We start from the raw sequence: 21,790 nt of genomic DNA on the forward strand, positions 1-21,790 counted from the left end.
CAAATAAACAATGTTCTTAAAATTTTTAAAAAAAATTGAACTTGGAAAGAAAGTAAATCTTCTAAATCTCATTAAATAACTAAAGTGAAAATTAAAAGATTTGCCCTCTTACACCAAGTTCACTATTAGCTTAAAGCATTTCTATAAAAGCTGCAATTCTTGTATTTATTTGTCCAATATCTGTTTTTGAAAAATCTGTTTCCAAAGATATGTATGGGATATTTTTTTCTTCTGTTACAAATTTTCTAATTGATGTAGTTTCTATTGCATAAGTGTGGCAAGCTTGAAGCTCTACATCCAAAACTGCATCGACTTTATATTTGTCGATTAACCTATCCAATAAATCAAATCTGTTTTTATTCGGGCTCATCACTGAACAACCAATATCTATGTATCTTTTTGCAATTGCCTTTATTGGATCGTCTGTATTTTCTTCTACAAGTCTATCATAATTTTTTTCGCCTGTACAGTTTTCGTAACTTACAACAACTGCCCCATTATCTTCAACAGCTTGTATGACTTTTTCAGTTGCCTCACCGATTGGACAACCTGTAATTAAAATTCTTGGTTTTTTTGGGCGAGTTTTATCATATTCTTTCATGATTTTTTCTGCCAAATTATTAAGCTCATCAGCAAGATTTTCCCTATCAAATTTAAAAGTTGAACCATACAAAACTTTAAAATAATCATAGCCTGACATAGGAGTTGGATCATTTGCCATTGTACCCGCAAGTTTTTTGAAAGCTTTTCTAATTTTATTTTCAAGCTTAATTTGATTTTCTAAATTTTCATCAGAAATTTCTACTCCAAAAGTATCTTCAATTTTTTCTTTTACTCTAATAACTTCTTTTTCCCAAAGATTAAGGGCATCTTCTCCTTGATTGTGAGGAAGATTCATAACATGAACTGGTTTAAATTCTCCCATAAGCTCATACATTTTTTGTTTTCCATCACAAGTAGTTTCCCCTATTACCAAATCTGAAAAATGAAAAAATGGACACTTGTCTGTGATTGCAAATCCATAAGATGATTTTATCAAAGGACAAAGATTAATTGGCAAATCTTTTTCAGCCTCGCTTATAGTTTCATCTGATGTAGAACAAAGTGAAACTGTTCTTGCTCCCATGGCTTGGGCGATTTCTCTTGGAAAATATGTACAATACATCCCAACAACAGGCTTTCCACTATCTTTTATTTTTTTAACTTGCAAAAAAGAATTTTTTCTTTGCTCAGCAAATTCTTCAAAAACTTCCGGTAAATCTTTTACTAATTTCATTTTACCTCCTTGTGATAAAACACTTTTATGGTTTTATTTATAAGTTCAAATTAAAAACAATTATATGTCTAAAATTTTTAAAATCTTATACGATATATTTTCATCATTGAGGATTTTTTTTATTTTTTCAAAATTTTCATCTTCAAATCTAAAAGCCAAACCGCAACCTGCTCCAAATTCTTCTGGAACCGGAATTAATTCTCCATTTATTTTTTTGTTTTTACAAAAATTTTCCATCAAAAGAGCATCGTTTGTCGTATCAAATCCTGCAACAAGTTTCATATCTCCTCCTCATATTTATAAGTAGAGTATAACATATCACTAAATCCTTTTCAATGAAACGTTTGTAGATATTTATATTTCTGTTATAATATTTTTGTATAGAATAATTTGATAAAAGAGGAATTTATGAGCGAGAATAGTAAAAATAAAGTTAAAATAAAAAAAATAAGCAGGACTTTTGTAAAAGACGAGGCCTATAATTTGCTTGCACAAAGAATAATTAATGGAGAATTAAAACCATGCGAAAGACTTAGAGTCCAAGAGCTTTCAGATGATTTGGGAATTTCTAGAACTCCAGTAAGAGAAGCTTTGTTGCAACTTGAAAGCGAGGGCTTAGTAATGACCAAGGCAAATCGTTGGACAATAGTTGCTCCTATAAATCCTTGCGAGGCAAAAGATATTTATCCAATTATCTATAGCTTGGAGGAGCTTGCTTTGATTGAAGCTTTCGACAAAATTGACGAGAAATTTATTGAAAAAATTCAAGATATTAATGAAGATATAAGTTATTTTCATAGAAAAAAAGACCAATTAAAAACTATAAAAAAAGACAACGAATTTCACGATGCTTTCATCGAACTTTCTGGAAATGCTGAAATAAAACCAATTATTGATAAGCTAAAAAGAAGAGTTGAAAGAATGGAAATTTATTTTTTTGAAACAGGCGATGAAAATTTCACAACTTATAAGGAGCACATGAATATAATTAACGCCTTAAAAGAAAAAAATTTGGATAAGGCAAGAAAATTTTTAGTTGAAAATTGGAAATCAACCATACATACTATAAATAAACTTTCCAAGGATTTGGAATTTGAAAATATAGAAGACCAAATAAAATAAAGGACTTTTTTAAAGGTACTCAGACTGTAGACAAAGTATACAAACCCTCATGCTAAGAATATCATACGAAAAAAATTGATTTGATTTCAAATTTTAAAATTCGTCAAAAATCGCATTGTTTGAGCGTTAGCGAGTTTGCGATTTTAGAATTTTAAAATTTAGAAATCAACAATTTTTGGAGTCAGATATTCGTGCTTGAGGGTTTGTTTACGCTCTGAGCACTTTTTAAAAGTCCTTTTTATTTTTACATTTTTATAACAAAAATTCTTTTGGCAAATCATGGCTTGCAAAGTGTAAAATCGAAAGGCTAAAGCAATAAGCTCCAGCGTTTGAAACTTTCAATATATCGCCAATATTTGCTTTTTTTAATTCTATATCACTTGCTAACAAATCTAAACTTGTACACAAGTGTCCCCCAATATCTACAATTTCTTTTTGGGAATTTTCTCCAATAATTTCAAATTCGCATTGATTTTTTCCTGTATAAAGTGGCTCAAAGGCTTTTTCGCACTCATATCCCAAAGCTTGTTTTAGCATTTCTTTCATAGGTCCTTTGACAAAACCATTCATGGCATTTTTTACAACAAGGTAGGTTTTCCCATTTGAATATTTTTTGTCGATTATTGGCGTGTAATAAACTCCCGAATCCATAACCAAAAATCTTCCGCTTTCTATCAAAAATTTTGCCCCAAGTTCATTTTTATTTTTTTCATATAAATCTTTCATAGTTTTTGCCAAAATATCCAAATTCACATCATCTTCGTTTTTTTTGTCGTAGGCAACTCCTATGCCTGAGCCAAAATTTATAAATTTAATGTCAGCATGTGATAGTTTTGAAAATTTCACTGCCAAATCATAAGTATTTTTGTAATAATTTGAAAGAAGATTTGTGTCAAGAATTTGGCTTTGAACGTGAACGTGAAGACCTACAAGTTTTAAATTTTTGTAAGCCCAATCGAAAGAAAAAATTTTATCTTCATCAATTCCAAATTTACTTGAATGGGCTTTTTTATCTGTCATAGAATAATTCGGATTTACTCTTATGCCAATTTCTAAAATTTCTCCGTGATTTTTTGCCAATTCATCTAACAAATCAAGTTCGTGGAAAGAATCTGCAATAAAAATACACTTATCCCAAGCTTTTTGTAAATCTTCCATAGTTTTACCTGGGGCAGAATAATAAATTTGATTTTTTTCCATACCAGCCTTTATTGAAAGCAAAACTTCATTGCTTGATGCTGCATCTGATCCAATTCCATTTTCTTTGATTGTTTTTATAACTGGCATAAAGGGATTTGCCTTGATTGAATATAAAAATTCTATATTTTTAAATTTTTCCTGTAATTTTTGGCAAGATTTATCAATTATTTCTTTTTGATAAATATAACAAGGGGCGTTTTCTCTTACAAATTCGTCAATATTTTTTGCTTGCATAATTTTCTCCTATTTTTGTCTGAAAACCTTTCTTCATGATTTAAATTTACTTCTTAAATCCATTATACAATAAATTAATTTATAAAAAAATCCTTGAAAAATTACTGACTAGTAAATTTTCAAGGAAATATCTAATCTGCTTGTGGCGAAATTTTTAAATCCAAAAACAAATCATTGTATAAAATTGTTGTTTCTTTGCCCAAATTTTTGAAAACTTCTAATTTTTCTATATCTTCATCATCTGGATACAAGGTCTTATCATTTCTTGCTTCTTTGTCAATATATTTCATCGCCTTTTTGTTTGGAGTTGGATACCAAACATAATCTGCGTTTTTTGCTGCAACTTTTGGTTTTAGCAAATAATTTATTAGAGCATAAGCTCCCTTTGTATTTTTTGAAGTTTTTGGAATAACCATGGTATCAAACCAAATATTTGAACCTTCTTTTGGAATAGCATAAGAAAGATTTGGATTTATTTCTTTTGCCATTGAGGCTTCTCCAGAAAATGTAATTCCAACATCAGCTTCTCCTTGAGCCATATACATTCTAATTTCGTCAGCAAGAATTGCCTTTACATTTTTCATAAAACCAACCAAGTCATCCTTAGTTTCTCTCAAAATTTTTTCATCTTTTTCATTTAGACTTTTTCCATTTGCCAAAAGACCAATGCAAAGTGTTTCTCTTGCTCCATCAAAAGATAAAATTTCTCCTTCAAATTTTTTATCCCACAAATTTTTCCAAGAAGAAAAATCTTCTTTTTTGTATTTTTTATTGTTATAAATTATACCAAAAGATCCCCAAAAATATGGAATCGAATATTGGTTGTTTGGATCATAAGAAAGATTTAAAAATCTTTGGTCAATATTTTCAAGACCTTTTATTTTTTTGTGGTCTAATTTTTTCAAAAGTTTTTTATCTTTCATCATCTCAACCGTATACTCTGACGGAAAAGCCAAATCGTAGGAAGTTTTTCCCTGCTCAACTTTTGCCATCATCGCCTCGTTTGAATCGAAAGTTTCATAAATCACGTGATAGCCTGTTTCTTTTTCAAAATCTTTTATAATTTCAGGGTCAATATAATCTCCCCAATTATAAAAATAAATATTTTTTGAATCCTGATCTTTTGCTTTTTCATTTAATTTTTTTTGTCCAACAAACAAAAGAAGGCAAAGAGTTAAAATTCCTAAGAAAAATTTATAAACCTTATTCATCTTGTCCTCCTTTTTTCTTCTCTACTTTGTATGACATAATATCCGATTGCAAGAATTAATGACAAAATAAAAATCAATGAAGAAAGCGCATTTATTTCCAAAGAAATTCCTGTTCTAACCCTTGAATAAATTTCTACAGAAAGAGTTGAAAATCCTGAGCCTGTCACAAAAAATGTAACTGCAAAATCATCCAAAGAATAAGTAAGTGCCATAAAAAATCCAGCAAATATTCCGCTTGCAATATTTGGAAGAATAATTTTATTTAAAATTGTAATATCATTTGCTCCCAAATCTTCAGCAGCCTTCATCATATCAGAATTTAGGGCGTAAAGCCTTGGAAGAACCATCAAAACCACAATTGGAATTGAAAAGGCAATGTGAGCAAGCAAAACTGAAAAAAATCCCATAGGAATTTTTAATAAAAAAGAAAATAAAATCAAAAATGAAGCGCCCATCATAACATCTGGCAAAACCATAAGGACTGAATTTAGACTTAAAACTTTCTTTTTTAATTTTTTATCTCTCATATAATAAATCGAAATTGCACCAAGCGTTCCAATAATTGTTGCAATCAAAGACGATAATAAGCCAATTATTAAAGTATTTATTACAATATTTATAAGCCTTTCGTCATTAAAAACTTTTTTGTAATAATCTAGGGTAAAGCTTTCAAAAACATTCATATTTCCCCCGCTATTAAATGAATAAAAAATCAGAAAAGCTAAGGGCAAATACATTATTATAAATACAAAAAATAAATACAAATTTCCAATTTTATTTTTTTATTTTCCATCTTTGACCGCCTTTTTATTTAAAATAGAAATAACTGCAAACATCATAAAAATCAAGACAAGCCCAATAGTTGATCCCATCCCCCAATTTTGAGTTACCAAATAATGCTCTTCAACAGCTGTTCCCAAAGTTATAATTTTATTTCCTCCAATAATTCTTGTTATAAGAAAAAGTGAAAGAGAAGGAATAAAAACCGCCTGGCTTGCTGCCATTACTCCATCCATAGAAAGTGGGAGGATTATTTTCCTAAAAGTTTGAAATTTATTTGCTCCCAAATCTTCACTCGCAATAATATATTCATTTGGAATAGAATCTATTGCCCTAAAAATTGGAATTATCATAAAGGGAAGTTCGACGTAGGAAGCAACCAAAATAAAGGCAGGATTTGTAAACAAAAATCCCTCACTTGCAAGTCCCAAAAATCCCATAATACTTCCATTTTTATTGAAAAGTCCAATAAAAGCATAGGCTTTTAAAACCAAATTTATCCAAGTTGGAAGAATTACCAAAAGCAAAATAAAATCCTTGTGCTTGGCCTTTGATAAAAAATATGAAAATGGATAAGCCCACAAAAGTGTAAAAGCTGTAATCAAAAATGCAGTCAACAAAGAATTGAAAGTCATAATCATATAATTTTTATTTGAAAAATAGGAAATATAATTATTTAAAGTAAAATTTCCATAAATATCAAAAAATGATTGATAAATCAAAAGAAGAATCGGAGCAATAATAAAAATTAAAATCCACAAATAATAAATCGCAGATAATTTTTGGTATTTTTTAGCCATCATCTTCTCCAATCGCATATTTTTCAATTCTTTTATCAAAATCATCCTCGCTTTCGTTATAACGCATAACGTGGATGTTGTCAGCATCAATTTTTATTCCAATATCATCGCCTTCTTCAAAAGTTCTTGTCGTATGAATTTTCCACCTAAAATCAGAAGAATCAAAACAAATTAATTCATTAAAAACTCCTCTATACAAAATATTGTCAATATTTACAACGATATCAGCATTTTCAATAGGAACAACATTAATATCTTCAGGTCTAATTACAACTTCAACCCTTTCATTTTTATTAATTCCAGCATCAGAGCAAGCAAAAGTTTTATTTGCAAATTCTACTTTATAATCATCAACCATCCTTGCCTTTAAAATATTACTTTCTCCAATAAATTGAGCAACATAACGATTGATTGGCTCATCGTAAATATCTTTTGGACTTCCTTGTTGGACAATTTCTCCCTTATCCATTACAAAAATCCAATCACTCATAGCAAGAGCCTCTTCTTGATCGTGAGTTACAAAAACAAAAGTAATTCCAAGCTCCCATTGCAAATCACGAAGTAAAACTTGCATAGATTTTCTAAGTTTCATATCAAGGGCAGACAAGGGCTCATCAAGCAAAAGCACATCAGGTTTATTTACAAGAGCACGAGCTATGGCAACTCTTTGTCTTTGTCCTCCTGACATTTGAGAAATTTCTCTTTTCTCAAACCCTGATAAATTTACCATATCAAGAGCCTTTTCAACCTCTTTTTTAATAATTTTTTTGTCAGTTTTTTTAATTTCAAGACCAAAGGCAACATTATCAAAAACATTCATATGAGGAAAAAGAGAATAATTTTGAAAAACTGTATTAACCTTTCTCTTACTTGCAGGAACATCCAAAACATTTTCTCCATTAATATAAATCTCTCCAGAATTTGCTTCCAAAAATCCAGCAATAAGATTTAAAATTGTAGTTTTCCCACAACCCGAAGGCCCCAAAAGAGTATAAAATTTCCCTTTTTCAAGCTCCAAATCGACCGATTTTAAAATCATTTCATCATCAAAAGACTTAGAAACGCCCTTTAAAACCACAGAATATTTATCTAAATTTTCACACACAAGATCACCCCCCATTAGTTTCTTTTAACAGTATAACATAAAAGAAGAAAAAATTTGCAAGTCAAGTCTACAATATTTTATTAGTAAATTTTACATAATATTATGAACTTGCTTATAAAATAGTGATTTGTTTAAATATAAATAAAAAGTGTGACGGCTAATAAATAATTATAACCATCACACTTTTTATTACACATTGATTTTAAAACCTTAAAAAGCATCTCTTAGGATATTTGCCAAGTCAAATTTTGTTACCAAAGCTGGATTTGTTGGTGTACACCTATCATTTAAAGCTGTAAGTGCCATCTTTTCTATAGAATCTTGGTAAGCTTTTTCATCAATTTTTCCAAGTCCACTTAATTTTTCTGGAATATTAAATTTTTTATTCATTTCTTTTATTACTTTGATTAAACAAGTGTAGTCCCTATGATTTAATTTTTGAGCTAAATCGTCTAATTTTTTTCTAGCCTCTTCACTATTTTTACAATTATATTCTATTACATAAGGTAAAAGTATTGCATTTAATCTTCCGTGAGAAATATGGAAAGTTCCACCAATTGTATGGGCTAGAGAATGATTTATTCCAAGTCCTGCATTGTTAAAAGCGATTCCTGCCATATTTGAAACTTCTAGCATTTTTTCTCTAAGTTTTAACCTATCTCCTTCATCATATACTTTTGGCAATATTTCAAAAACTGTCTTTATGCAAGTTTCTGCAAAAGTATCGGTATATATTGATGCACTTTTACTACTATAGGCTTCTATTGCGTGAGTTAATACGTCCATACCTGTATCAGCTGTAATAAAATTTGGTACAGTTTTTGTAAATTTGGGAATTAATAAAGCATAATCTGGGAGCATTATATCATCTATTAATACTTTTTTATCATTGCCTACTGTTACAACTGCAAAATTTGTAGACTCACTTCCTGTTCCTGCTGTAGTCGGTATAGCTGCAAAAATTTTTTTTACTTTTTCTTCCTTATATATATCATATATAATTGCTTTAGTAGCATCTATAGCTGAGCCTCCACCAATGGCACAGATTAAATCAGGATTTGAATTTTTTAAAGCTTTTTTCCCTTCTTCAACTAATTCTTGGCTAGGATCTGGTTGAATATTGCTAAAAATATCATAGGAAATATTTTTATCTAAAAATTTTGTCACCTGATCTATCATTTTACTTTCTACTACAAATGGATCTGTTACAAAAAAAATTTTATTAGGATTTAAAGAATTTAAAATTTTTATGCTATCATCTCCAACATTTATAGTAGGCTTTACTGAAAACGTCATATATTTTCCTCAACTTTCATTTCTATCGGTATTAGTATCTCTGTTACATATTTTTTTTCATCTCTAAAAGTCCAAGAATCTACCACAAATCTCTCTATAACATCTTCTGATAATTTATATCTATACTTTTTAGCCCACTCTCTAAGTTTTTCATAGGATTTACTTAAATTTTCATATTTTCCAAAATGATAAATAGAACCATAGAATCCATCTTTCAATGTAAAAATGATTCTTTCATCTTCAATAGGTTTAACTGCTTTTTGTATGTATAAACATCTAATGTTTCTATTTTCCTTTTCACACTTTAATCTTTGTATATAAGAATCAAAATAAAACATTACAGAACCTGTAATCTTGTTATTTTCGCTTTTTACAAAATTTGCAAAATCTAAATCTAATACAGTATCTTCATAACAAAAACTAAAATCTATAGGATAAGATATTAGTTCACTTTGTTTTATATATTTAATACTTGGGGTATTATTGCCAATAATAAATGCTGAAGATGCTTCTGATATTAACTCATTCCAATCTTTTATAATAGTTAATCGCTCATCTAATTTTTTTATTTCATTACTTGTTCTTTTAATAAGTTCATTGAATGATTTGCTCACATCATCATAGTCTGAATTAAATATAAAGTCTCTAATTTCATACAATGAAAAATCCATAAATTGCAAATATTTTATTATAGAAATCAAGAGAATAGTATCCTCTGTATAATATCTATATCCATTTTCTTTAACTACATCTGGTTTTATAAGTCCTACAGTTTCATAATGTCTTAAAGCTCTTGTGGATACATCCGCTTTATTTGAAGCCTGACCAATGGAATATAATTTTTCTTTATTGATCATTTTTACTCCTTAATTATTTACTTTTTCAAATAAGTATTTAGTATTTTTATAAATGTTTTCTTCTAAATTATAAAAAGGGCTTTCAATCATCTCTTCTATAGCCCATAATGTTTTCAAAGACAAACAAGTAATTTCTGCTACATAATAGTCATTAGATGAAATTCTTTTATGTTGAGATTTTGTTGGTCTTACTCTTTTTAGTTCTTTGGGAATGTTTTTTGACTTATCGTTTAAGATTTTTTTTATATTTTCTAATAAATGAACTTTAACAGGTGACAATTCTTCTAAGTTTTGTTTAATATCTTCAAATTTTTCTTTATCTGTAAATTCCATCATTCTAGCATACTTATCAAAAATAGGATTTACGCCATTTTTTTCAATTTCTTTTAAGTCTTTATATAAATAATCTATAATTTTTTGATTATACGCCAAATATTGAGAAAGCCTCATAATGAAAAATTCTTTAGGTGAATCTTGGCAAACTGCCCTACCATTAAGTCCCCTTATTTCATCAAAGTTTTTCCATTCAAAATCTAAAATCCAAGAAAGCTCATCGAAAACACATAATAAATTATAATCTCTAAGTATATCTTTCATCAAGTTCTTGTCAATATTTTTAAATAAATATCTCATATCAATTTCCTTTCACCAAATTAATAGCCTTAATTTGTGGATTTATAATTGAATTTTGTACTTCAATAGCATGAGCCAATAAAAAATCATCATTTGATTTAGTAATAGATCTATATTTTAATATATCCTTTACATATATACTTAACTTTTCACTCAAGTAAACAAGATCTTTTTTGTGATTTGATTCCATAAATTTATTCATATCCTCAAACAAATCACGAGGATAATAATTAATTTGTGCTAATCTTTTGTATCTTAACTTATAATAAGGCATATATACTTTTGCAAATAAAAAAAGTACTCCCAATAAAGCTTCCATAAATTCAGCTTTTGCAAAAAAAACTGCTGAAATATCATTTCTATCAAGAGATCTTTTTAAATTATATTGTCCCGCTTGAGCCATTTGGAAAAGATATGCTGCAAGTTTTTTTCTGAGTACATCTTCTGGATAAAAGTCTAATAAATATTTTCTATAGTCTGAAAATAATTTACAATTATCTAAAAAAATTTCTCCATTAGTAACAGTAGCTAGGAAAGATTCTGGTATTTTTAAAAAATCTATATCACTTATTGGAAACTTTCTAGCTGATGTATATTTTTCATAAAAATCTTCTAAAGAGAATAAACCAACTCTTTTATCTACCAGTTTCGACTCAACTTTCTTATATCCTAGAAATTCATCTGGTAACTTTTCCAAAACAGAATTAATCCTATTTTTATAAATTTTTACATCATCTTCTTTTAACCAAATACAAAATCCCAGACCAAAATCGTGATCTTTTGAGATTTCATCATCAAGACCAAAACATTCAGAGCCTTCTCCAACCAGACCAATTGAACAAAGATCTAAAATTTCTGGACAATTATTTTTAAAAATTGGATAGGCTATATCATAAAAATATTTTTTTGATAATTCCATACCATTCATGATATTTCCTTTTGCTTTTTAGCTTGATTAAGGTTTTTAATTAGAATTTCCTTTACTGGCCCTTCACCAACAGTTTCATCAAATACTTTTATAGCTTTTTCATAATAGTATACAGACGTATAATATTCTTTATTATTATAATAAATATTAGCAGCTGTCGCATAAGCATTTGCCAAATGTGGAAGTCTTAATTTATTTTTTTCATAATAAAGTATAGCCTCATTTACATTTACCAATGCTTTAGCATACTTTTTTTAAGTATTAATATTTCTGCAAGATTTATCTTAGATACAGCTATTTTTTCTTCATTTTTTATTATTTTTAGAGCTTTTTCAATATCTTCTTGTGCTAAATCCAACATATTTTTTGCCCTAAAAGCTTGAGATCTATTATTATATACGCTTGCCATTAAATGTTTTGTATCACTAAGTTGGCTAAGAATAGTTTCCGTTTCATTCAAAGTATCAATTGCTAAATCATAATTTTTAGAAACTATATGGCAATTCGATATATTTATAAGAAGACTAGCATAATCTTTTGAAATAAATCCGTAATTATCTAACACTAATTTCTTTATAACTTTATAAATCTTATAAGCCAAGTCTGTTTGACCCTTTACTCTAAGAAAAGATGCGAGCTCATTACCAACAGCGATAATGGCTCTTTCATCTTTTAAACTTATAGTTTTAGAAAATTCTTCCATCAAAAATAGAATAACTTCCTTACCATTTGATTTATTAAACTTTAGCTTTAAATCTTTATAAAAGTTTGATAAATCATATTTCATGATTCTTATTTATTTTTTGGTAAAATTGTTTCAACTTCTGTATGTGGTCTTGGAATTACGTGTACTGATACTAATTCTCCAACTCTTTGTGCTGCAGCTGCTCCTGCATCTGTTGCTGCTTTTACTGCTCCTACATCTCCTCTAACTAAAACTGTTACAAGTCCTCCTCCAACATGTTCTTTTCCTACAAGTGTAACGTTAGCTGCTTTTACCATTGCATCTGCTGCTTCAATACTTCCTACTAATCCTTTTGTTTCAATCATTCCTAAAGCTTCGTTCATTTTTTCTCTCCTTTATATTTTTTATTTTTTTATTAACTTATTTATTCACCTTTAAAGGCATTTACTAGTGAGTCTACCATTTCTTTTAATTCTTCTAGATTTATCTCACCTGTTTCATTAAAGTTTGAAGATTTCTTTTCTTCTTCTGTTTTACAATTATTACAACCTGTTGAATATTCAAAATATTTTGCTTGGTTTCCATAATTTGGTAATGAATTGTTATTTAATGAAGAATTATTTCCGTGATATTTTTTAAATATTTCATCTTCTTCAACAAGTTTATCAGCATCTTTTATTCCATAAACTAATTTTTTGAAGTTTACAAGGTGTTTTGGACCAACATTTTCTGATACACTTGATCCTCCCATTGTTCCACATCCTAAGGTTAGAGCTATTGGAAGGCCTGTTGTAAGTCCTGTTCCTCCCATTGTTCCACCAGTGTTTACAAGGATCCTACTTGCTGGTTTTATAGCAAATTTTCTTGCTATTTCTTTATCTTCTGTATGTAGGCTCATTGTATGTCCTATTCCATTTTCCAAAAGTTTAAATGAAAGATCGCAAGCTTCCTTCCAATCATTTACTGTATAAAAACCAAGTACTGATGTTAATTTTTCGTAGGATAATGGATATTCTTTTCCAACTCCATATTGTTCTCCTACAAGTACTTTAGTTCCGCTTGGTATGCTAATTCCTGCTGCATCTGCTATAACTTTTGCACTTCTACCTACAAAATTAGGATTCATAGCTGTTCCATTTCTAAATAATAAGGCACAAACTTTTTTACATTCTTCATCAGTCATGAAATATGCACCAGCTTTTTTAAATTCTGATACAACTTCTTGTCTATTTGATCTTTCAACTATTAATGATTGCTCTGATGCACAAATTGTTCCATTATCAAAAGTTTTTGATGCCATTATGTTTCTAACAGCCTTTTTAATATCAGCAGTTTTTTCTATATAAGCTGGAGAGTTTCCTGCTCCAACTCCTATAGCTGGTTTTCCAGCAGAATATGCTGCTTTTACCATTGCTGGACCACCTGTTGCTATGATTAATTTAACTTCATCAGCATGCATTAATTCATTTGTTGCATCCATTGAAAGTTTTGTTAATCCTTGAACTATATTTTCCGGTGCTCCTGCTTTTACGGCTGCATCATTTACAATTTCTATTGCCCTTGATGTACATTTACTAGCTTTTGGATGTGGACTAAAGATTATAGGGTTTCTAGATTTTATAGCTATCATTGAATTGTATAAAACTGTTGATGTTGGATTTGTTGATGGAACAATTCCCATTACCAAACCAACAGGATCTGCTATAGTAATAACTTGACCTTCTTGGTCAGCATCTACTATTCCTATAGTTTGTTGATTTTTAATTTCTTCATATAAAAGTCCACTTGCCATGTGATTTTTATATATTTTATCTTCTACCTTTCCAAAGCCTGTTTCTTCTACTGCAATTTCTGCTAATTCTTTTGCGTGAATTTCTCCAGCTTCAGCAATAGCTTTTATAATTCTATCAATTTGATCGAATGTATAATTTTTTAATTTTTTTTCTGCTTCGGCTCCTTTTCTAGCAAGATCTCTTGCTGCTTGAATTGAAGATAGATCAAAATCTAATTCTGCCATGCTTACCTTCTTTCTAATTTATTTGTTAATTATTCTTTGTGTGGTAAGATTGTTTCAACTTCTGTGTGTGGTCTTGGGATTACGTGTACTGATACTAATTCTCCAACTCTTTGTGCTGCAGCTGCTCCTGCATCTGTTGCTGCTTTTACTGCTCCTACATCTCCTCTAACTAAAACTGTTACAAGTCCTCCTCCAACGTGTTCTTTTCCTACAAGTGTAACGTTAGCTGCTTTTACCATTGCATCTGCTGCTTCAATACTTCCTACTAATCCTTTTGTTTCGATCATTCCTAATGCGTCTAATTGTGCCATTTTTTTTATCTCCTTTTTTTCTACTTTTTTTACGATCTTATTTGTGTTTTTTTTGTTTACTTCTGTCTTCACTTCTTCATTTTTTGTAGCTTCTGTTTTTTTTGCTACTTCTTTCTTTTTTTCTGTCATCTAAACCCCTTATATAATAATTTCTATAAAGTCTTTAGGACCTAATCCTAGAGCATTGGCTTCTTCTTGATCTATATGACAATCAAGATATCCGTTATCTCCTACTCTAACACTTACATTTTCAAGTAATGCTGATCTTTCGCCTTTAGTTTTTATTGAAACTATATCTCCATTTTTTAATCCTCTTTCTTTCGCTTGAAGATTGTTAAAATGAATGTGTCTTTGAGCAACTATTGTGCCTTCTTTTAAAACAACTGTTCCTTCTGGTCCTATTACTGTGATTCCTGGAGTATCTTTAATATCTCCTGACAATCTTAGTACTGGTTTTATACCAAGTTTAAAGGCATCTGATCTTAGTATTTCTACTTGACTTTGTTTTCTTACTGGACCTATTATTCTAACTTTTTCTATGCAACCTTTTTTTGCTGCTATTGTCACACATTCCTTGCATGCAAATTGTCCTGGTTGTGATAGGCTTTTTATTGGTGTAAGCTTATATCCTTTCCCAAAAAGTGTATCTAAATCTTCTTGAGATAAGTGAATGTGTCTTCCTGATATTCCTACAGGAATCTTATAAAGATCTATATTAACTTTTTGCTTATTATTTTTATAATTGTCTACTAAGCTTTCTAGCAACTGACTAAATTCATTCATCCTATCCTATTATCCTTTCAATATCATTTTCAGATAATAGGCCTTGTTCTATTCCTTTTTTTAGAATCTTGTAAATTTGATCTTCTGATAAAACAGCTGATGATTTTTTACATTCTTTTTTTTCTTCTATATCATTTTTTTTATCTTTACAATCACATTTTTTAAATTCTATGCCAAAATCTTTTGCCAAGTCTTTGGCAGCAGCTGTGATTATAGTGTTGTCATCGATATAGATTTCTTTTTCATTTTTTTTCTTTAAGACTTCTTCTTGACTTATGAGTCTTTTCATCAAAACCTCCTAGAAATCACAATCCTCATCTATTATTCCAACTATAACAGCATCTACAGGAATTTTTTGATTTTGATTTTCCTCAAGAATTGCTCTTGCAGATGAACCTTGGGTTATAATAACCCTATCTCCTCTACCAGCTCCTATTGTATCTACTGCTACTATTTTTTTATTTTTTCACTTCCATCTAAAATTTCTACTAACATAAATTTAAGACCATTTAGTGAATCATATTTTCTTGTAGCCCATACATTACCTATAAGTTTTGCGATTACCATATATCTTTTTCCTTAATTTTTTCTTCAATATTTCTTAGGGCAACTTTAACTTCTTCCATCTCTCCTATTATTGCAAGCATAATCATATTTTGTGGACATGATCCTCTAACATCTACTACTTCTACCCCACTAGTTTTATAGGCTATATCACTTGCCATAGTCATTTCTATTAATTTTCCTTGGACAAGCCCTAAAGCTCCAGGATTTTTTTCCAATTTGAATTTGGATCTATTTTTTATAATATCAAGTGTGGCTGGGCTTGGTGCTTTTATAAGTTTAATATCCATTTTTAATCCTCTATTAATGACAAAGCTATCCCTATTGGCGTTACAAACATAGGATTTGATGGTTTTAATGTTTTTATTTTTGTCTTTTGACCAACATAATCTTCCATTCCACTTAAAAGTGCTGTACCACCTACCAAAACAATTTTATCTATTTTTTGATCTTTGCTTGCATTTTCGATTATAGAAATTATTTTATCTATAACAGGTCTTACAACAGGAAATATTTCTTGGTGTTTTGAAAAATCTCTTTTTAATTCTTCTGCTTTATCAAAGTCAATTTTATATGCCCCTGATAATACTAATGAAAAATGTGTTCCACCTGTGGCTTCATCTAAAACTTTTACTACTTTTTCGTCTTTTACTATTGATATTCCAGTTGTACCGCCACCGATGTCTACTACAGCTCCATTATCAAGATTTAATAATTTATTTGCAGCTGATGGTTCATCTAGGACTTTTTCAACTATAAAACCACTTGACTCTGCTACATTTTTTACTGCTCCGCCGTCTATATTTTCTGTTCCTGGTGGTATAGCGCATCCTGCTATAAGAAGTTCTTCTCCTAGTTTTTCTTCTAGTTGATTTTTTAACTTTCTTACAATATCGCAAGCTCCTATATAATCCACAACCATTCCATCTTTAACAACTTGAGCAAATTCGTATGCTCCTGCAACTGGTTTTTTATCTTCATCAAATACACACAAAACTATAAAAGCAGTTCCTAAATCTATACCTGTGTAAAGTTTTTTATTTTTGTTTTTATAGGCTTTTTTATTGATTCTTCAAAGTCTTTTATGACTTTATTAACATTTTCTAAATTGATAAGCTTATCCTCCTTTGCAAATATTTATAAACCAGATATAAAGTCTAATAGCTATTTTATCTATAAGATCTTCATTATTTTTTTCTTTAATCTTATTAAGTTTATCAATACCTTCTTCTATACTTATAAAGCTTTTAAGATATGGATTATCAAGATTCATATTCATATAAATATCTATAGCTTCACTTTCTTTACAATTCATTTTCTCTAGGTCTATAATTTCATTTTTAAAAATTTTTATCGCTAAGTCATTTAGATAAGAAGCAAATTTATGGTCAAAATCTTTAAGCTCAAAAGCAATTTTTTTAATTATCAAACTCACTTCTTCATCTAATTTTTTCTCATCCAAATTTTTACAAATCGGATTATCCCCAAGCTTATTTTGTTTCTTTTTTGTGTTTTTAGCCTTTGTTTTATCAACTATATCTATCCTAAAATCCAAAAGAAATTGTCTAGCTTGTGGAGTTAGCTTACTACCTTTTTCAATGATGTATGAGTCAAAAGGGCTTTTTTTGTATTTGTATCTTAAATTATCTTCCGTTATAAAAAGCATCTTTTTTCCTCAGTTTCTTTTATATATTTTCTTAATTTTTCTAGTCCCTTACCTGTCTTTAGTGATATCTCAAATATATAATCACTTCCAATAGCATTTGCTATTTGCCTTAATTTTTCCAACTTTACATCATCATAAAGATCAATCTTATTGATTATTGTAATTGTTGGTCTGGTAAATGATTTTGCAAAGTTTGGTGGAACATGACAATCTTTTTGTAAATCTATCATAAAAATATTTACTAAGGCTTGATTTTGTCCAACCATAATCAAAGCACTATTTAAGTAGGGATTTTCTATATATCCTTCTGATACTTCAATAGTTTTTTCTCTAAATTGAAGATCTAAACTTTTTTTTGATTTAAGATTTTTCTCTTCAATTAAGCTTGCAAGACTTGTCTTTCCCACTCCATCATTTCCAGCTATTAACCACTTTCTTCTCATGACATTGTTACGGGACAAGAAGTAAATTTTAGCATACTTTCAAAAGTATCTTTAACTGCTTGTAGGGACTGTTTTACGCTTTCATTATCTCCTTGTAAAAGAACGCATCCATTAAATCTATCAATAAAGCAAACTTCTACATTCGCAGCTTTTGCTGCCACATCAGCTGCTATTATGGAACTTTCCGTTGGAGTTAAGGTCATAATTCCTATGGCATTTCCCTTATCCAAACCAATTTTTTCATTTACTGATGGATCGGGAGAAGAAATAAGATGAAGAAGTGTTATTTGTTTGCCTGGTACTGATTCTTGAACTATTCTTTGTAAATTTTCCATATTATCACCTAATGCCTTACTAAATTCACTTCGATTTTCTTTTCATCAATCCATTTTTGAATTTCATCTAACTGTTCATTGGACAAGGCAAATTCACCTTCCATTTCAGAATCCATTGGATAATCCATATCAAGCTGTTCATATTTGCCAACCCCATACCTATGATAAGGAAGTAAATCTATGCCATCGAAATTTTTAAAACATTTAAAATCTTCTAAAAAATCTACAACTGCTTTTATTTCTTCGTGGCTATCATTTACTCCTTTTAAAATTGGCATCCTTACCCTAACTTTTTTTCCACATTCGAGTAAATATCTTAGATTGGATAAGATTCTTTCATTATTTACTCCAGTCCAATATTTATGTTTTACAGGATCCATTTGCTTAATATCAAATAAAAATAAATCTACATGGTCTTTTATTAAATCCAAAGATTTTCTTGAAGTATATCCACAAGTTTCTATGGCTGTATTAATTCCACTCATATGACTTGCTTCAAGTAGGGATTTCAAACTTTCAGCTTGAGCACTACATTCTCCTCCGCCTACTGTTAGTCCACCACCACTCATCATATAAAAATCTTTATCTTCTTTTACAATATCCATTAATTCAGTTATTGTTTTGTCTTCGCCTACAATTTCTATAGCTTTTTGAAGGCAATTTTTCTCACATCTTCTACAACCTATACAAGTTATATCTCTATGAACTTTGTGTGTTCCATTCTCCATATAATGAATTTTTTTTGGACAAACACTAACACATTGACCACAATTTATACAAGCATTTTTTTTAATCATCACTTGATATTCTCTTTTTAATCCTTCAGGATTGGAGCACCACTTGCATCTAAGTGGGCAACCCTTGAAAAATATTAAAGTTCTTACTCCTGGACCATCATGGACGTTGTACTTTTGAGTATTGAAAATTCTAGCAGTCCTTTCAATTCCTTCTTTATTTGAATCTACATCCATTTATATTCCTTTCTATTCTAGAAATGTTCTAGCATTGTACGACTTATAATTTCGTCTTGAACATCCTTACATAATTCAACGAAGAAGGCTGAATATCCAGCTACACGAACTACTAAATCTCTATGTTTTTCTGGATGTTCTTGAGCATCTAGCATAGTTTCATTATCTAAGTAGTTAAATTGCATCTCTCCATTTCCATACATACATGCTGTACGTAATAAGGTTACAAGAGCATTTTCTCCTTCTATAGAATCTAAAATTCCTTTTTGAATTTTGAAATTGTGTACCATACCCATATTCATTGAATCATTTGCCATTTTTGATACTGATTTTATAATTGCTGTTGGCCCATTAAAGTCAGCACCTTGAGTTGGTGATATACCATCTGATAATGGTGTCCATGCATCACGACCGTTAGCTGATGCTCCTGTCATTTGTCCAAATGGTGTATTATTAGATATTGAAAGTGTTCCATGGCAAAGTCTTGAATAAAGTGTTCTATATTTTGCGTGTTCTCTTTCTGTAAAGTTTATAATATCGTTACAAATCTTATCTGCATAGTCATCATCGTTACCATATTTTGGAGCGTCTAAGCAATCTCTTTTAATTTGTTCATAGCCTTTAAATTCTGCTTTTAATGCTTCATTTAATTGTTCTAGGCTATATTTTTTATCGTCATAAACTAATTTTTTGATCGCTGCCATACTATCTGCATAAGTTGCAAGTCCTGACCATACAACTCCTGGACCAAAATTATACATTGCTCCACCTGCTGAAACATCTTTTCCATGTTCCATACAGCCTTCATACATTATTGACATTAAAGGCTTAGGTGCCATATCTCTGTGAACTATTTGAGATATTGTAGTTGCTGCTGCTGTTAATTTTGTTATATATGAAATTTGTTCTTTTACAGCCTTTTCAAATTTTTCCCAAGTATCAAAGTTTGAGAGACTTCCTAAATCAGGTGTAACTTGTTTTCCATACCAAAGTGGAACACCGTGGTTTAATGTTAATTCTATTGCTATTGGCCATTGTGTGTATGAAGTTGATGTCCATTGATATAATCTTCCAGATTTTTGTGGTTCAACGCATCCCATCATACAATAATCTCTAGCATCTTCTACGCTTACTCCTTTTGCAAGCATCATTTTTATGTGAGTATCATCAAAGTGGCAAGCAGGGAAGCCCATTCCAGCTCTTACTACATCTACAATTTTTCTTAAATATTTTTCTGGAGATTTTGTGTGGATTCTTGTTGCAAGTGATGGTTGGTATATTTTCACATGTCTTACCGCATCCATCAAAAGATATGTTAAATCATTTGTTGCATCGACACCTTCTCTTGTGATTCCACCGATTGTCATATTAACGAATGGTTGATATCCTGCAAAGAATTTAGATGAACCTTCACTTGTTAGCCACATCATCTCGCTCATTTTTATTAGCATACATCCTGCAAGTTCAAAAGCTTGGTAATCATTCATTCTTCCACTTTCAATATCTTTTTTGTAGAATGGATACATATATTGGTCAACTCTTCCTATTGACATTCCTGTTTGGTTTTCTTCAACTACAAGCAAGGATTCTATTGTCCAAACTGCTTGTATCGCTTCCCAAAATGTTCTAGGTTTATTTGCTGGAACGTGAGCATTTACTTCTGCTATTTTTTCCAATTCAATTTTTCTTTTTGGATTTGTTTCTTTTTGAGCTAATTGTTTTGCATATTCACTTAATCTTTTAGCATATATCATTACCCCTTCAGTTGTTTCTATTACTGATTTGTAGAAGTAAATTTTATCTATATCTTCTGGATTTGAATAATCAAGTTTTTCTAAGTGCTCTTTTGCTTCTTGTTGGATATCTTTCATTCCTTTTTTCATTAGGATTACATCATATCCTGGATTGGAATCTCCTCCTCCATTTACTTGGTGGTAAGAACAGTCTGATACGAAAGATTCTCCTGATAATTCCCATACTCCAGCATCTCTATATTGGTCTTCACATACTTCATCAAGACTTCTTCCTTCCCAGAATGGGAACAATACGTCTTTACAATATTGTTTGTCTTCTTCTGAAATGTGGAATGGATCTTGTGGTCTGTTTTCAATTGTATCTAATTCATCTCTTAACCATCTCCAAGAAATATCTGGAGAAAATGCTCCGCTTCTTGGTGCCCCACAAGGTGAACCTACTATTAATTCATTATCTTGAATTACAAGTGGTGCTGTTTCACAATTTTTTCTAAAAGCTTTTGCTCTTAGAACATTCTTTGGCATTCCTGGATTTGCTTTTGTTAGTTCTGTTACTATTTTTGCCCTATGCAAGGTTATAGTTGGAACTTGTTTTAAAAAGTTTGCCTTTAAATCAATAAGTCTTTGAGTAGGTCCATTAGGAATTTGTGTTCCTTCACTTTGTATTCCCACACTTAAATCACAATTTTTATTATCTTCTTTATTTAATTGATCTTGCACTTTTTCAAATAATTTGCGTACACTTTCTTTTTCTGAATCTGACATATGCTCTGTTGCCATTGCCAATTTCTTAGAAAATTCTCTTAAGTCCATTTCTCC

Annotated in this window: 26 protein-coding genes and 1 pseudogene; 1 reads left to right on the top strand and 26 read right to left on the bottom strand. The window is 30.0% G+C overall.

The features are described from left to right. Positions 1 to 130 precede the first annotated feature (130 nt). Complete coding sequence (locus HGAG_RS08015; RefSeq protein ID WP_019118656.1) at positions 131 to 1,276, bottom strand: double-cubane-cluster-containing anaerobic reductase; 1,146 nt, start codon at positions 1,274 to 1,276, stop codon at positions 131 to 133. Between the two features lie 60 nt (positions 1,277 to 1,336). Next, positions 1,337 to 1,558, bottom strand: coding sequence for a putative Se/S carrier protein (locus HGAG_RS08020; protein WP_004839399.1), 222 nt, complete (start codon positions 1,556 to 1,558; stop codon positions 1,337 to 1,339). 126 nt (positions 1,559 to 1,684) lie between these two features. Here HGAG_RS08020 and HGAG_RS08025 point away from each other — a divergent pair, with 126 nt between their 5' ends. Then, the gene (locus tag HGAG_RS08025; protein ID WP_019118657.1) at positions 1,685 to 2,398 is read left to right on the top strand and encodes a GntR family transcriptional regulator; all 714 of its coding nucleotides are present in this window, start codon (positions 1,685 to 1,687) and stop codon (positions 2,396 to 2,398) included. Between the two features lie 252 nt (positions 2,399 to 2,650). Here the strand turns inward: HGAG_RS08025 and HGAG_RS08030 are convergent, their stop codons facing one another. From HGAG_RS08030 to cutC, 24 genes and pseudogenes are all read right to left on the bottom strand, one after another. Continuing rightward, positions 2,651 to 3,832 carry a diaminopimelate decarboxylase family protein gene (locus tag HGAG_RS08030; protein WP_019118658.1) on the bottom strand — a complete coding sequence of 394 codons (1,182 nt, stop codon included), beginning with the start codon at positions 3,830 to 3,832 and terminating at the stop codon, positions 2,651 to 2,653. 131 nt (positions 3,833 to 3,963) lie between these two features. Continuing rightward, entirely contained in the window at positions 3,964 to 5,043 is a 1,080-nt protein-coding gene (locus tag HGAG_RS08035; RefSeq protein WP_019118659.1) for an ABC transporter substrate-binding protein, read from the bottom strand. Next, positions 5,040 to 5,780 (bottom strand): ABC transporter permease, encoded by a 741-nt coding sequence (locus HGAG_RS08040; RefSeq protein ID WP_051008251.1) that lies wholly within the window; start codon positions 5,778 to 5,780, stop codon positions 5,040 to 5,042. Before HGAG_RS08040 ends, HGAG_RS08035 begins: the two co-directional genes overlap by 4 nt. Before the next feature lie 45 nt (positions 5,781 to 5,825). Next, a complete protein-coding gene (locus tag HGAG_RS08045) occupies positions 5,826 to 6,623 on the bottom strand; it encodes an ABC transporter permease (RefSeq protein ID WP_019118661.1) in 798 nt (265 codons plus the stop codon). Continuing rightward, the gene (locus HGAG_RS08050) at positions 6,616 to 7,743 is read right to left on the bottom strand and encodes an ABC transporter ATP-binding protein (protein ID WP_019118662.1); all 1,128 of its coding nucleotides are present in this window, start codon (positions 7,741 to 7,743) and stop codon (positions 6,616 to 6,618) included. Before HGAG_RS08050 ends, HGAG_RS08045 begins: the two co-directional genes overlap by 8 nt. A 195-nt stretch (positions 7,744 to 7,938) precedes the next feature. After that, positions 7,939 to 9,024, bottom strand: coding sequence for a 1-propanol dehydrogenase PduQ (locus HGAG_RS08055; protein ID WP_019118663.1), 1,086 nt, complete (start codon positions 9,022 to 9,024; stop codon positions 7,939 to 7,941). Next, positions 9,021 to 9,881, bottom strand: a complete 861-nt coding sequence (locus HGAG_RS08060) for a MerR family transcriptional regulator (protein ID WP_019118664.1) — start codon at positions 9,879 to 9,881, stop codon at positions 9,021 to 9,023. The genes HGAG_RS08055 and HGAG_RS08060 overlap by 4 nt, the downstream gene beginning before the upstream one ends. Positions 9,882 to 9,890: 9 nt before the next feature. Then, on the bottom strand, positions 9,891 to 10,514 hold the full coding sequence (locus HGAG_RS08065) for a DUF4125 family protein (RefSeq protein ID WP_019118665.1): 624 nt from the start codon (positions 10,512 to 10,514) through the stop codon (positions 9,891 to 9,893). 1 nt (position 10,515) lies between these two features. Beyond that, positions 10,516 to 11,442, bottom strand: coding sequence for a DUF4037 domain-containing protein (locus tag HGAG_RS08070; RefSeq protein ID WP_019118666.1), 927 nt, complete (start codon positions 11,440 to 11,442; stop codon positions 10,516 to 10,518). Beyond that, positions 11,439 to 11,678, bottom strand: a complete 240-nt coding sequence (locus HGAG_RS12170; protein ID WP_019118667.1) for a hypothetical protein — start codon at positions 11,676 to 11,678, stop codon at positions 11,439 to 11,441. The genes HGAG_RS08070 and HGAG_RS12170 overlap by 4 nt, the downstream gene beginning before the upstream one ends. Next, a complete protein-coding gene (locus HGAG_RS10900; protein ID WP_019118668.1) occupies positions 11,672 to 12,229 on the bottom strand; it encodes a tetratricopeptide repeat protein in 558 nt (185 codons plus the stop codon). Before HGAG_RS10900 ends, HGAG_RS12170 begins: the two co-directional genes overlap by 7 nt. 5 nt (positions 12,230 to 12,234) lie before the next feature. Further along, positions 12,235 to 12,510 (bottom strand): ethanolamine utilization microcompartment protein EutM, encoded by a 276-nt coding sequence (gene eutM, locus HGAG_RS08080; RefSeq protein WP_019118669.1) that lies wholly within the window; start codon positions 12,508 to 12,510, stop codon positions 12,235 to 12,237. 41 nt (positions 12,511 to 12,551) lie between these two features. After that, positions 12,552 to 14,144: an acetaldehyde dehydrogenase (acetylating) gene (locus HGAG_RS08085; RefSeq protein WP_019118670.1), complete on the bottom strand. Its 1,593-nt coding sequence runs from the start codon at positions 14,142 to 14,144 to the stop codon at positions 12,552 to 12,554. A gap of 29 nt (positions 14,145 to 14,173) precedes the next feature. Further along, positions 14,174 to 14,455: an ethanolamine utilization microcompartment protein EutM gene (gene eutM, locus HGAG_RS08090; RefSeq protein ID WP_026065049.1), complete on the bottom strand. Its 282-nt coding sequence runs from the start codon at positions 14,453 to 14,455 to the stop codon at positions 14,174 to 14,176. Between the two features lie 138 nt (positions 14,456 to 14,593). After that, positions 14,594 to 15,238, bottom strand: a complete 645-nt coding sequence (locus HGAG_RS08095) for a phosphate propanoyltransferase (RefSeq protein ID WP_019118672.1) — start codon at positions 15,236 to 15,238, stop codon at positions 14,594 to 14,596. A gap of 1 nt (position 15,239) precedes the next feature. Continuing rightward, positions 15,240 to 15,527 carry a hypothetical protein gene (locus HGAG_RS08100; RefSeq protein ID WP_019118673.1) on the bottom strand — a complete coding sequence of 96 codons (288 nt, stop codon included), beginning with the start codon at positions 15,525 to 15,527 and terminating at the stop codon, positions 15,240 to 15,242. A gap of 9 nt (positions 15,528 to 15,536) precedes the next feature. Continuing rightward, positions 15,537 to 15,805: pseudogene (locus HGAG_RS12425) on the bottom strand (EutN/CcmL family microcompartment protein). Then, positions 15,799 to 16,092, bottom strand: a complete 294-nt coding sequence (locus HGAG_RS08110) for a BMC domain-containing protein (protein WP_019118675.1) — start codon at positions 16,090 to 16,092, stop codon at positions 15,799 to 15,801. The pseudogene HGAG_RS12425 and the gene HGAG_RS08110 overlap by 7 nt, the downstream one beginning before the upstream one ends. Before the next feature lie 2 nt (positions 16,093 to 16,094). Next, positions 16,095 to 16,871, bottom strand: coding sequence for an ethanolamine utilization protein EutJ (gene eutJ, locus HGAG_RS08115; protein WP_208853649.1), 777 nt, complete (start codon positions 16,869 to 16,871; stop codon positions 16,095 to 16,097). 48 nt (positions 16,872 to 16,919) lie between these two features. Beyond that, positions 16,920 to 17,468: an ethanolamine utilization cobalamin adenosyltransferase gene (locus HGAG_RS08120; protein ID WP_019118677.1), complete on the bottom strand. Its 549-nt coding sequence runs from the start codon at positions 17,466 to 17,468 to the stop codon at positions 16,920 to 16,922. Beyond that, positions 17,456 to 17,911: a EutP/PduV family microcompartment system protein gene (locus HGAG_RS08125; RefSeq protein ID WP_019118678.1), complete on the bottom strand. Its 456-nt coding sequence runs from the start codon at positions 17,909 to 17,911 to the stop codon at positions 17,456 to 17,458. The genes HGAG_RS08120 and HGAG_RS08125 overlap by 13 nt, the downstream gene beginning before the upstream one ends. Further along, entirely contained in the window at positions 17,908 to 18,246 is a 339-nt protein-coding gene (locus tag HGAG_RS08130) for a BMC domain-containing protein (RefSeq protein ID WP_004839420.1), read from the bottom strand. The genes HGAG_RS08125 and HGAG_RS08130 overlap by 4 nt, the downstream gene beginning before the upstream one ends. Before the next feature lie 8 nt (positions 18,247 to 18,254). Beyond that, positions 18,255 to 19,217, bottom strand: a complete 963-nt coding sequence (cutD, locus tag HGAG_RS08135; protein WP_019118679.1) for a choline TMA-lyase-activating enzyme — start codon at positions 19,215 to 19,217, stop codon at positions 18,255 to 18,257. Between the two features lie 17 nt (positions 19,218 to 19,234). Continuing rightward, positions 19,235 to 21,784, bottom strand: coding sequence for a choline trimethylamine-lyase (cutC, locus tag HGAG_RS08140; RefSeq protein WP_019118680.1), 2,550 nt, complete (start codon positions 21,782 to 21,784; stop codon positions 19,235 to 19,237). Positions 21,785 to 21,790 lie beyond the last annotated feature (6 nt).

Source organism: Anaerococcus obesiensis ph10 (assembly GCF_000311745.1).
Classification (GTDB): Bacteria; Bacillota; Clostridia; order Tissierellales; family Peptoniphilaceae; genus Anaerococcus; species Anaerococcus vaginalis.